The organism is Alteribacter lacisalsi, from assembly GCF_003226345.1.
In the GTDB taxonomy this organism is placed as follows: Bacteria; Bacillota; Bacilli; order Bacillales; family Salisediminibacteriaceae; genus Alteribacter; species Alteribacter lacisalsi.
In genome coordinates, this window is sequence record NZ_PDOF01000003.1 from 618240 (window position 1) to 630289 (window position 12050).

Genomic DNA, 12050 nt, shown 5'->3' on the forward strand with positions numbered 1-12050 from the left:
CATAGCCGTTATTGGAACAGTAAAAACAGACTCGTTCCTTCAGGGAGGAATTAAACGTGGAGACACTTCAGGATATTGGTACGGTATTAGGAAGAATTGTAACGATCTTACCTCTTCTTTTAGTTATTGCCCTATTTATGGGGAGAAGAGCAATTGGGGAGCTCCCTGTTTTTGACTTTCTCATTATTATCACACTGGGCTCTGTTACCGGCGCAGACATCGCTGACCCGGATATTGACCACCTTCCGACTGCTGTCGCGATTGCAGGAATCGGGGTTCTGCAGCGCATTACAGCTTCATGGAAAATCAAAAATCGGTCATTCGGACGGCTTATCACTTTTGAACCGGTAATCGTGATTAAGGACGGAAAGTTTCTGCAGAAAAATCTCAAGTCGATTCGTTTTACAATTGACAACGTTCTTCAAATGCTCAGAGAGAAAGATGTGTTTGACCCGGGTGAAGTGGATATGGCGGTGGTTGAAGCCAGCGGCTCGCTCAGCGTTTTGAAAAAGGAGCAGAAGCTTACGCCGGCATTTGAGGATCTCGAGCTTCGAAAAGCATCGCCGAGCCTTTCCTTTCCGCTCATTGTAGAGGGAACCGTCTATCCATCTGTTCTGGATCACACCGGGTTATCAGAGCAGTGGCTCGATGACCAGCTGACTGTACTGAACATCCACTCCACCGAGGAGGTATTTTTTGCCTCCGTTAACGAAAAAGGAGAGCTTCATGTGTCCCGTAATACAGAGGTTTCCATTAAAGATCCCGGACTGTTTCACTGATTCTATATTTTTTACATTCTCACATAAACCAGCACACCTCAACAGCGCCAGTCATGTAAGCGCTACCGCATACTTCTGGCAATTACAAATGTTCAGAATAATTGTATTTCTGGTGTTGACTCTCTTCCCCAAGGGCTGTAATATAAGCCTCATAACTTTTTTAAAAAACAGACGCAAACCGTTGGGAGACAAGGGATCGGCCTTCAATTCACGAAGACTGCTGTGCCCTTTTGTTTCATCTCGGCGTTTTAATCAATTACAGCGTCTCACTACTAAAGGAAGGAGTGGTTATGCATGAACAGTCAGTGGATTTTTCTTAGTGGAGAGTTTGTCCGTAAGGAAGACGCAGTCATTTCCGTTTACGACCATGGATTTTTATACGGAGATGGGGTGTTTGAAGGACTGAGAGTTTACAGCGGAAATGTCTTTAAACTCGAAGAACACCTTGACCGCCTCTATGATTCAGCTAAATCAATAATGCTTGAAGTTCCGTATACGAAGGAGGAAATGACCTCCATTATTACGGGCACCGTGCAGCGCAATCAGCTGGAAAGTGCCTATATCCGCGTCGTTGTTTCCAGAGGTGCAGGCAACCTGGGTCTTGATCCTGCTGCATGTGCAGAACCGCGCGTGGTAGTGATCGCTGAGAAACTGAGCATGTTTCCTGAAGAGCTTTATGATCAGGGACTTCGTCTGGGATCGGTGGCAAGCAGAAGAAACCGGCCGGACGTGCTCAGCCCGCAGGTAAAATCACTCAACTATCTGAACAACATCCTTGTGAAAATTGAAGCGAATCAGGCCGGTGTTGACGAAGCCCTCATGCTCAACGACCAGGGCTACGTTACGGAAGGTTCGGCAGATAATATTTTCATCGTGAAGAACGGTACCATCTATACACCGCCCGTTCATCTTGGTGCGCTTGAAGGGATCACCAGAAATACCATCATTGAACTCGCTGAAGAAGCAGGATATAAGATGAAAGAGCAGGCGTTTACCCGCCATGATGTTTTCGTAGCTGATGAGGTGTTCCTGACAGGAACGGCAGTTGAAGTTATCGCAGCTGTGGACGTTGATGGAAGAAAGATTGCTGACGGACGTCCCGGCGAGGTTACCCGTCATCTCCGCACACTATTTAAAGAAAGAGTAACGACTGACGGAGTTCAGTGTTATCCAGATGTCACAGCCAGCAAGGCAGCTGTAAACGTCGTGTAACGCTGTCCGTGGAGGGTCATCATGGCAACATTTCTACTCTCAATCGTACTCCTGATTGTTGGCTATATGGTCTATTCAAAAGTCGTAGAACGGATCTTCGGAATTAACGATGCTAAACCAACCCCTGCATACACCAAGGGTGACGGTATGGATTACGTGCCAATGCCCTGGTGGAAAGGCAGTCTGATTCAACTCTTGAATATTGCCGGCCTTGGCCCCATCTTCGGAGCGATCCTAGGTGCCTTTTACGGACCGGTTGCGTTTATCTGGATCGTAATTGGTACACTCTTTGCCGGTGCCGTTCACGATTACTTCTCAGGTATGCTGTCTCTGCGCCATAACGGCGAACAGTACCCGACGATTGTCGGCCGCTACCTCGGAAAATCGGTCCGTTTCTTTATTCATATTGTTTCTATTCTTCTTATGATTCTGGTCGCGGCTGCCTTTACAGCAGGTCCGGCTCAGCTGATTGCCGAGATTACACCAATCAGCTTTATGTTTGCACTAGGTCTTATTTTTACGTATTTCCTCATGGCAGCCGTGCTGCCGGTTAATAAAATTATCGGTAAGGTGTATCCCGTTTTTGGTGCGATTCTTATCTTTATGGCTGTAGCTGTATGTGGTGCCCTTCTCTTTTCGGGCCACCAGATTCCAAATGTTACGGCAAGCAACCTGCACCCTGATAACCTGCCGCTGTGGCCGCTGATGATGGTAACCATCTCCTGCGGTGCAATTTCCGGCTTCCATGCGACACAAAGCCCTATTATTGCCCGGACAATAAAGAAAGAATCAGAAGGGCGCAAGGTCTTTTACGGCGCTATGGTAGCTGAAGGGATTATCGCTCTAATCTGGGCTGCCGCCGCTATGACCTTCTTCGGCGGTACCGGCGGACTTGCAGCAGCACACGCAGCAGCCGGTCCAGCAGGTGTAGTAAATGAAATCTCCACTTCCCTGCTCGGGACGCTCGGCGGTATCCTTGCGATTCTCGGTGTGATCATCCTGCCGATTACCACAGGCGATACAGCTCTTCGTTCCTCAAGAATGATGCTCACAGAGCTTCTCGGAAAAGGTTTTTCCAAGATTAAAGGGAAAAAAGCTGTTATTTTTGCAACCATTCCGGTCACTGTGCCGGCTATATTTCTTGCGACGATTGATTATACGTTTCTCTGGCGCTACGTCGGCTGGACTAACCAGCTGGTAGCTACCGTTATGCTCTGGACAGCTGCCATGTACCTGCTGAAACATCAAAAGGTGCATTGGATCTGCGGGGTTCCTGCACTGTTCATGACAGCCGTTGTGAGTACGTATATCTTTTATGCTCCTGAAGGCTTCGGGATGGCGTATGAACCGTCTCTGGCAATCGGCCTTTCATTAACGAGTGTTGTACTCGCCTGGTATATAAAGCAGATTTTTGCTCACCGTAAGGAAAAGCAGGAACATTCCGTTTCATCTATTGCTTCCTGATCAAAAGGAGCAGGCAGGGTCTCTCCCTCCTGCTCCTTTTTCCTTTTTATCATCTCTTGATTTCGTTTAATTTCGTTTGAGAATGACATATTTCTCAGGAAATAATGACCTCTATTGCTGATGGGAACAGACGTGTTTTTTAATGGCTGATTTCGGAAAGGTTGTTGTTTTTCTACGCTGCAGCCCGACGCTTTCCGCGGGCAACACCACTCTGCGGGGTCTTCGGTCGTTGTAGCAGCAATCTACACTAAAATAGTTTTTTTATATACGATAACCCGTCCAATCACTATCTGGGCAAGTAAATAGCTCCTGATATTTACGCCCTTCTCCGCTCTGATAATAACAACTTTTCTGCGTAAACAGCCCATAAAAAAGCTTCAGGGAGCTATTCCCTGAAGCTTTTCTAGCGGTTCATCCGATCTAAAAATCCTCCGAGCAGATCGTCTGCACTCTCTTCTTTTTCCGGTTCGGTTGTTTCCTCTTTGTTTGCCGTACCGTTCCAGTCAAAATTATCCAGTTGATCATCAAAATCAGAAGTCCCCAGCCTGTCCTCCTGTACCGGTTCCGGCATTCTTTCGCTGGAAGCGGCCTGTTCAGCCTTGGCATCCTCCTGCAGATACAGTGCTTCATTAATATCGATTGAACCACTGTTGAGAGATGCGAGAACGGAAGTGGCTCTTACAGGATCATTTAGAAGCTGATACACGATATTACCAAGCAGTGCCTCAGAATGAGCATGTCTGATCCAGTTGCGCTGCTCTTTGCTGAGCTGCTTTGGAAGTGGAATTGTGACCGTCTCACGTTCCTTCTGAATCGACTGACTCACGCCTTCGAGAGCATACTGGGCAATCCGGCTTGAAAAGTTCCGTTTCTCCTGTTCCTTTAACTGCTGCAGCTCCCTAATGAGATGGTCAGGTGTATCTGAAGGCAGACGAAAGGTGATTGCCTGCCCCCGCTGAATCCCATTGTTCCCCTTTTTCATCATGGAATCACCCAATTAGTTTTTTACAGCTTTTTTCTCTGACTCTTTCTTTTTTCTGTCCTCAGCCGCCTGCTGTTTGCGGGCATTGTCGGAAACCAGCTTGTAATAGGCATTCGCCATCATCCAGATGCTTTCTTTTTCATCTTCGAAGAAGTCAATGTTATAGCCGTCCAGATTGTTGTTCAGCGTCTTAAGGTAATCTTTCAGTACCATTGCGCCTCCACCGACAAAATAGCAGATTTCAGTCTGGGAGTTTTTCGCCCACACATTACGAAGGTGGCGGTACTGCTTCTTGGCAAGTTCGAGAAGAATACGGTCCGTAATGTCATGGACGCTTGTCCGGCTTCCTTTTACCATGATGTGGTTTCTGTCGTTTTTCTTTGTCAGAATATCAACGACGTCACGACGGCTGTCCAGTTCAACGCCATGCTTGGAGCGGATCTCTTCGCGGATCTGCTCAAGGGATTCGGAGACACCTAAGTTAAATCCCTGGGCTTTATCATCATCTACGTTACGGTTTCGGATCACCGCGATATCTGTTGAAAGTCCGCCGATATCCTGAATAAGGATCTGCTTATCAATCAGATCTCTGTTAATAATATTAAGATCTTTGTCCATCACGAGGTTGATGTAAGCAGCAAATCCTTCAGGATAAACTTTCACTTCATCAAACTTGATGTTAACTTTTTTCCCCTGGTGCTTCGGTGTTACAAGAAATTCAACCTGGTGAACAGAAGAGAGGAGCTGGGAACGGTAACCTACATCCTTACCTTCTTTTACTTCCCGCAGTGGAAGTCCTGTACCCAGAGTATATGTTGCTTCAGTGACCTGGTTGTTTGTTTTAAACAGGCCTGCGTTTTCTTCATTAACAGCATCCAGCGCGAGAGCAGCAAAGAGCATTACGAGCGTCTGATCTTCTTCTGATTTACTGCTTCCAGGATCGAGTTCAGTAGCATTGTCTGCTTTGGTTGCCAGATTGCCCACCCGGTAGATAACGTTGTTTTCTGCAAGAGCAGGGGAGTGGACCCGAATATGAATCCCATCCAGCGGATCCTTTTCATTTAGTTCCTCAATTCCGATTACCGGCCGGTCTTCGATGTCACGTGCAATAACGTTTGGTATGTAGTATTCTGCATCTGCTTTTCCGAATAGTGCTTTCAGTGAGTCATTTCCCACATCAACAGCTGCAATTCTTGATTTAGTCATGTTTGGTCATCCTTCCTTTTCATAGAGTAATAGAGAAAAAATAGTAACTTGTACCATTTATTAAATCTTAGTAGAGGCAGGCAAAAAGGTCAATGATCCATTAGTTGTATTCATTTTTGTAAACTTGTATACAAACTCGTTTACATGTATACAATTACGTACACATCGCCACACATCAACATGTATACATGTATGTACACTTGTACACACTTTTGTTTACTTCATGTATACGTTTTTGTTTACATGTATACATAAATGTATACATACAGAATTACCCAGTATTTATGTAGGAAAGAACCATATGAATGAAGCAGAAAAAGAGCGCCGGAGTGACGCTCTTATATGAAAATCATTATTCTTTTTGACAAACCGGGCAGAAATAAAGACGCCTTCCGGCCAAAGTTTCTTTCATTATGGATGATCCGCATACCCTGCATGGAAGACCGGCTCTCCCGAACACCCAGTGCCGATACTTCTTTCTGGTGTATCCCTTTTTCTTTAAAGTTTCGACAATGTCAGGTGCTGTCGTAATCCCGCCTGTTTTATAGGACTGCACGACAAGATCAACAGCCGCATGGGATGCAGTGCGCAACTGCACGTCTGTGCAGTCGACAGGACGAAAAGATGGAGGAATTTTTGCGACAAAAAGGATTTCGCTTCGAAGATAATTGCCAATTCCTGCAATGAAGGATTGATCAAGCAGAAGGCCCGCCCACTTCCTGCGGGTAAAGAGTTTGGACAAAAACCGATCATAAAGGGCTTCTGGTAAAACTTCTTCACTCAGGATATCAGGGCCGACTTTCGCGATATAAGGATGAGAAGTAACCTCTTCGTCTCGTAAAACATCAATATCTGAAGCACTGTAAAGAAGGGCGGATTTCTTTTCATTATGAAGAGCAAGCCTCAACTGCCTGTTGGTTTTGGGATAATTGTAGACATTTCTAATCACCCATTTTCCATAAAGCTGATTGTGGGAGTAAATCGTATAACCGTTATCAAAACGAATCAGCATGGCTTTTCCCTTTGAATCCACTCGGTTTACAGAAGCACCTTTAATTACTTCCTCATACCCCTTTAACTGATCAAATGCAAAGAAACTATCCATAATGGGAGAGGAAGTAAGCGCATTTTCCACTCTGTCGGCTGCAATTCTTATTTCTGGACCTTCAGGCATGATTCTGTCTCCTCTCCTGGTACATATAGAGGTATCATAACCCCCCAGGTGAGGAATCAAACAATCAAAATAACAGTCACAACGCTTTAAAAACGGACAGAAACCTCTGCCACTTATCCACACTATCGTTCTTAACAACCTTTATCCACATGTTAGTAAACACTTTTAAAAGACCAGAATCTAACATTCTGCGGAGCGGCAATGTGGACAATCGGTTCTTCAGGCGGCAGTTTAAGCTGGTGTACGTCCGCAAGATTATTGATGGAAATGGACACCTCGGCTTCTCTCAGCGCCCAGGGATCGTGGTCAATCTCCCCGGCAAGCATGCCCCCTTTATGCGTTGTAAACAGTCTGTAGCGCTCCGTGAGCCAGTATTCAAACGTGTTTTTAACAGGATGAAATACATTACTGCCTGGTTTAGGCCCGTAAGCAGCCTCGAACCTTGCTTCATGTCCTCTTTGATCTTTACGAACGCTTTTGAAGATCGTCTTCTCCTTTAATTGCGAAGCATGCATATCAGCATAAAAATAAGGCAGATGAAATACTTTCCTCGCCACCTCCACAGCCGGTCTGTGGCTGGCGTCCAAACAGAAAAAATAAACGCCAGGCCTGCCTTTAAAGGTGACGTAAGTTCGTAAATTCAGCTCGAGAAAAGAGCTGGCGAAGGGCAAAGAAGGAAGGAAGCGAATCCGGGTGCCGCTCATTCTAAAAGGGACGATTCCCACCCACGCCGTCCCTTTCCATATATCAGGTTCAAGCTGTTCAGGAAGGAGAGCACGCATTACCGAGGCATCTATGGGCCAATGAGCAAACAGCAGGTTCTTCCATGTCTGCGCCATAAACCAAGGTCCTTCAGGCGCAGGGTAGGGGCGGTGTGACCTGTTTACCGTCATCTGACTCACCTGCTTTCTAAAATGTGTCCGGGACAGAAGTGTTTTGATTGATTAAAATCCAAACAATCTGAATGCGGCGCAAAATCACCGCTCCTGAAAGATACGCTGCTTTGATCGGGTTCTTACCTTAACACTTTACTTTTGTCCCAGCCTCTTGATAAAGGAAGCGTGCTTCCTTATACAGAAAGCACGCTCGCAGTTACTTATTAAGCTTAAATGAGCTTTTAAGGGAAACGATCCGGTTAAATACCAGGTCGTCACCTTTTGTGTATTTCGGGTCCACATTAAAGTAGCCGTGGCGGAAAAACTGAAATTTATCATTCGGCTTCAGACCGGTCATATTGGATTCAACGAAGCCGTCCAGCACTTCAAGGGAATTAGGGTTTATATAGTCCATAAACGTTTTCTCCTGAGCATCATCGACGTCCTCTTCGTCCTCGGCATCAAGAATGAGCGAGTCGTAAAGACGGAACTGAGCAGGTTTTGAATCGTTCGCATCAACCCAGTGAATCGTTCCCTTTACTTTCCTGCCGGTAAAACCGGACCCGCTTTTCGTTTCAGGGTCATATGTGCAGTGAAGTTCAACCACGTTTCCGTTCTCGTCTTTCACAAAGTCCTCGCACTTAATAAAGTAGGCATGCTTCAGCCGCACTTCATTACCGGGATAAAGGCGGTGATACTTCTTTGGCGGGTCTTCCATGAAGTCTTCCTGCTCAATGTAAATCTCCCGTGAAAAAGGAATCTGTCGAGTACCCATTTCAGGATTTTCCGGGTTTACTTCTGCACCAAGCATTTCACTTTCACCCTCAGGGTAGTTGGTGATCACGACTTTAAGCGGACGGATCACACTCATGGTTCTTGGTGCCTTAAGCTTCAGGTCTTCCCTGATGAAGTGATCAAGCATCTGCTTATCAACGGCACCATTACCTTTTGACACACCTGTTTCCCGGATGAAGTTCCGAATCGATTCAGGCGTGAAGCCGCGGCGGCGAAGTCCGGATATCGTCGGCAGACGAGGGTCATCCCAGCCGTCAATGACGTTTTCTTCTACAAGCTGCTTGAGCTTCCGCTTGCTCATCACGGTGTTGGTCAGATTCAGGCGGCCAAATTCGATCTGCTGCGGCTGCGTGTCCATCTCCGCGTTCTCCACTACCCAGTTATAGAGCGGACGCTGTTCCTCAAATTCCGTCGTGCATAGTGAATGCGTCACCCCTTCAATGGCATCCTCAAGCGGATGAGCAAAAGCATACATCGGATAAATGCACCACGTATCCCCGGTATTGTGATGAGTGGTGTGGGAAATACGATATAGAACAGGATCACGCATGTTCATGTTGCCGGACGTCATATCAATTTTGGCCCGGAGCACTTTTTCCCCGTTGCCGAATTCGCCGTTCTTCATCCGTTCAAACAAATCCAGGTTTTCCTCTACACTTCTTGAACGTGACGGGCTTTCTTTTCCCGGTTCAGTTAACGTTCCCCGGTACTCGCGGATCTCTTCAATGGAAAGATCTTCCACATATGCCAGCCCTTTTTTAATCAGAAGCACAGCACGAAGATACATTTCCTCAAAATAATTGGAGGCATAATGCAGTTCCTCCCAATCGTAACCGAGCCATTTTACATCTTCCTTAATGGAATCAACAAACTCCTGGTCTTCCTTCAGGGGGTTGGTATCGTCAAAGCGCAGATTAGTCCGGCCGTTAAACTGGTCTGCAAGCTCAAAATTAATAAAAATTGATTTGGCGTGGCCAATATGTAAGTATCCGTTCGGTTCTGGCGGGAAACGCGTGACGATCGCATCCCTTTTACCGGAACGAAGATCCTCTTCCATGATGGTTTTAATAAAATTTGAAGAAGTCTCCTTATTCTCCATCGCTTTTCAACCTCTCTATCACTTCATTTTTTGGTGTATCTGGTCTAAGATACCTCTACTATTTACTTATAGTAACACGTTTAAACAAGAAGATGTACATTCCTCACTGTGACCCTTTTGCAATCATTAGGAATCCCTTTATGACAGGGTGGAGGACATTTTATATCTGTGTGGAACTTATAGTGTAACCACATTTCAGGAGGTACGTCTAAATGACCGAACAGAGACTGAGCATGAATGAATGGCACCGCAAACAGGCAGCCCATAATTTTAACGCAACTTGGGACCTGATGGAGAAAGAGGATCGGACGCCAGCCGATGATCTTCAGATGATTCATACGGCCCACGCGTCCCGTTTCCATTGGGGTGAGATCGGAACCCCTGTGGAATTCAGCCGCGGTGAATGGCAGCTCTCCAGAGTATATGCCATTACAGGAATGGCGGAGAGCGCACTCTATCATGCCAATCATGCCCTTGAAATCTGTCTGGATAACGAGATTGCAGACTTTGACCTCGCTTTTGCATACGAATCCGCTGCCAGAGCCTATCAGGTGGCAGGGGATACTCGGCAGATGAAAAGATACTTGGAAAAAGCCGAGGCTGCCGCGCTTAAAATTGATAAAGCAGAAGACAGAGACTACTTCTTAAGCGAACTGGCCACGATTGAAAAAATAAATGTCTGAGCGAAAGGCGGCGAGTCCAGCGACGAGCGTTTGCTTCACGAATAAGCTGCAAGCTGCTTCGACGCAGACCGCTTCGAAGAGGGTATGCTGGCAGAGGAAGAAGCAGGAATTTTCCCGAGGAGGCTGAAGCGATGCCCGCGGAAAGCGTCCGCCTGCAGCGGTATAAAACAACAAACTTTACAGTTGAATGCAAAAGACCAGTGCCGGATCATTTCGGTACTGGTCTTTCATTTTAAATCGCCTCTGCACCATCCAAAGGGGATCAAATGCTGCAGCTGCCACCACTGCAGTCCGGACCTCCTTCTTTGCCCTGTTTGTCGGCAGATGATTCCGTTCTTACCTGTTCAAGCACTTCGAGCAGTTTATGTGGAGGCTGTGCGCCTGAAACGGCATACTTTTCATTGAAGACGAAAAACGGCACACCGCTCACACCTGCTGCAGCAGCTTTTTCCTGATCTTTCAGCACGTAATCGCGGTACTGACCGGACTCAAGAACCTGAAGAGCTTTTGAGCGGACCAGGCCAGCTTCCTCAGCCAGATCTGCAAGTGTCTTAAAGCAGTTGATATCCCGCCCTTCTGTAAAGAACGCCTGCATCGTTCTTTCTGTAAACGTGCCGCCTTTCCCCTTTTCTGCTGCGTAATGACTAAGCCGGTGCGCCGCTTCAGTATTCGCTGGAATCATGGCATCGAAATCATATCGAAGACCGGCCTGTTCAGCCTGAACTGCCACATTTGCTGTTGTTTGTTTTGCCTGCTCAATGGTCATGCCGTACTTTCGGGAAAGGATATCATACATCGTCTTTCCAGACACCGCAGAAGCCCCGGGATCAAGCTGAAAACTGCGGAAGGCAGTAGATACCTCCCCCCTTCCTTCAAACTGCTCCAGGGCCTTCTCAAGGTGCCTCTTGCCGATATAGCAGAACGGGCAGACAAAGTCCGACCATATTTCAATTTTCATGAATATCGCTCCTCTAATTTATTTTTCCCGGATTGGGGTGAATTTTATTTCAGCAGTCCGTGACCAAAACTACAAACCGGCCTTCTTTGCCGCTCATTATGTTCTCTATAGTATATACTATTTACCTGATTCACACTTCCTGTTTTGACTGTTTCAGAGAATGAAAGTGTTCCTCTTTTTCTGATAAAGAGTCTGGTAATACAACGCCTGGATTGTTCCTCCCCCAGCCTGGAACCAGCTTCCCACTGCAGATGCGGCAGCCCCCGGCTTTTCTGCTCCCCGAAGCTGCAGAGAGGCCCCGAGAGCTTCCAGTGCAGCACCGAATGCCTGAATACTGTTTGTTAAAATAAGCAGCTCTTCTGTTTCTTCCAGATTTTCATATGCGGCACCGGCAGCTTGAAGGGAATCTCCAGTCACAACAAGACGCAGACCTGCTGTAGAGTAACCATACAGCTGAAGTGCCGCTCCAAAAGAGCTTGTTCCAGCTCCAGCAGCTCCCAATAAGGCACCAAGCCTTCCGGTTTCATTGGAAACCCCTGCTGCCAGCAGGGCATTTCCGACCGACTGAAGGCCTTCCCCTGCTACTTCCATTGACTGATTCACAATCGTTACTTCCCTGATCTGTGCTGTCGAGGCCAGAGCAGCAGTAATCTGCCCGAATGCTTCAACCCAGCTCCCGACTAAAAGCTCCTGCTCCACCACCTCAGCCCCTCTCCTATTTCAGCGTATTCATCTGATACTGGTCCGGGACAGAGGCACAAAAATAGATTTTCCACACTGAGCGGGGTAAGATGAACCTGCTGTATTCTGACGCATTGGGGTG

At 46.8% G+C, this 12050-nt stretch carries 11 protein-coding genes; 4 read left to right on the top strand and 7 right to left on the bottom strand.

The window, feature by feature from the left end; translation table 11 throughout:
• Window positions 1–56 precede the first annotated feature (56 nt).
• The 3 genes from CR205_RS17775 (at window position 57) to CR205_RS17785 (ending at window position 3455) form a co-directional block, all read left to right on the top strand.
• Entirely contained in the window at window positions 57–779 is a 723-nt protein-coding gene (locus CR205_RS17775) for a DUF421 domain-containing protein (RefSeq protein WP_142669909.1), read from the top strand.
• Between the two features lie 294 nt (window positions 780–1073).
• Window positions 1074–1991 (top strand): branched-chain-amino-acid transaminase, encoded by a 918-nt coding sequence (ilvE, locus tag CR205_RS17780; protein ID WP_110521479.1) that lies wholly within the window; start codon window positions 1074–1076, stop codon window positions 1989–1991.
• A 21-nt stretch (window positions 1992–2012) separates the two neighbouring features.
• Window positions 2013–3455 (top strand): carbon starvation CstA family protein, encoded by a 1443-nt coding sequence (locus CR205_RS17785; RefSeq protein ID WP_110521480.1) that lies wholly within the window; start codon window positions 2013–2015, stop codon window positions 3453–3455.
• Between the two features lie 403 nt (window positions 3456–3858).
• Here CR205_RS17785 and CR205_RS17790 read toward each other — a convergent pair whose 3' ends face one another.
• From CR205_RS17790 to CR205_RS17810, 5 genes are all read right to left on the bottom strand, one after another.
• Entirely contained in the window at window positions 3859–4440 is a 582-nt protein-coding gene (locus tag CR205_RS17790; RefSeq protein WP_110521585.1) for a hypothetical protein, read from the bottom strand.
• Between the two features lie 12 nt (window positions 4441–4452).
• Window positions 4453–5643, bottom strand: a complete 1191-nt coding sequence (locus CR205_RS17795; RefSeq protein WP_110521481.1) for a ParM/StbA family protein — start codon at window positions 5641–5643, stop codon at window positions 4453–4455.
• Between the two features lie 352 nt (window positions 5644–5995).
• Window positions 5996–6817, bottom strand: coding sequence for an endonuclease VIII (gene nei, locus CR205_RS17800; protein WP_110521482.1), 822 nt, complete (start codon window positions 6815–6817; stop codon window positions 5996–5998).
• Between the two features lie 152 nt (window positions 6818–6969).
• Window positions 6970–7710 (bottom strand): YqjF family protein, encoded by a 741-nt coding sequence (locus CR205_RS17805; RefSeq protein ID WP_110521483.1) that lies wholly within the window; start codon window positions 7708–7710, stop codon window positions 6970–6972.
• Between the two features lie 199 nt (window positions 7711–7909).
• Window positions 7910–9586 carry a glutamine--tRNA ligase/YqeY domain fusion protein gene (locus CR205_RS17810; protein ID WP_110521484.1) on the bottom strand — a complete coding sequence of 559 codons (1677 nt, stop codon included), beginning with the start codon at window positions 9584–9586 and terminating at the stop codon, window positions 7910–7912.
• Window positions 9587–9798: 212 nt separating this feature from the next.
• Here CR205_RS17810 and CR205_RS17815 point away from each other — a divergent pair, with 212 nt between their 5' ends.
• Complete coding sequence (locus CR205_RS17815) at window positions 9799–10269, top strand: hypothetical protein (RefSeq protein WP_110521485.1); 471 nt, start codon at window positions 9799–9801, stop codon at window positions 10267–10269.
• 262 nt (window positions 10270–10531) lie between these two features.
• Here CR205_RS17815 and CR205_RS17820 read toward each other — a convergent pair whose 3' ends face one another.
• A complete protein-coding gene (locus tag CR205_RS17820; RefSeq protein WP_110521486.1) occupies window positions 10532–11227 on the bottom strand; it encodes a DsbA family oxidoreductase in 696 nt (231 codons plus the stop codon).
• A gap of 153 nt (window positions 11228–11380) precedes the next feature.
• Window positions 11381–11929, bottom strand: a complete 549-nt coding sequence (locus CR205_RS17825; RefSeq protein ID WP_110521487.1) for a DUF6944 family repetitive protein — start codon at window positions 11927–11929, stop codon at window positions 11381–11383.
• Window positions 11930–12050: the final 121 nt, after the last annotated feature.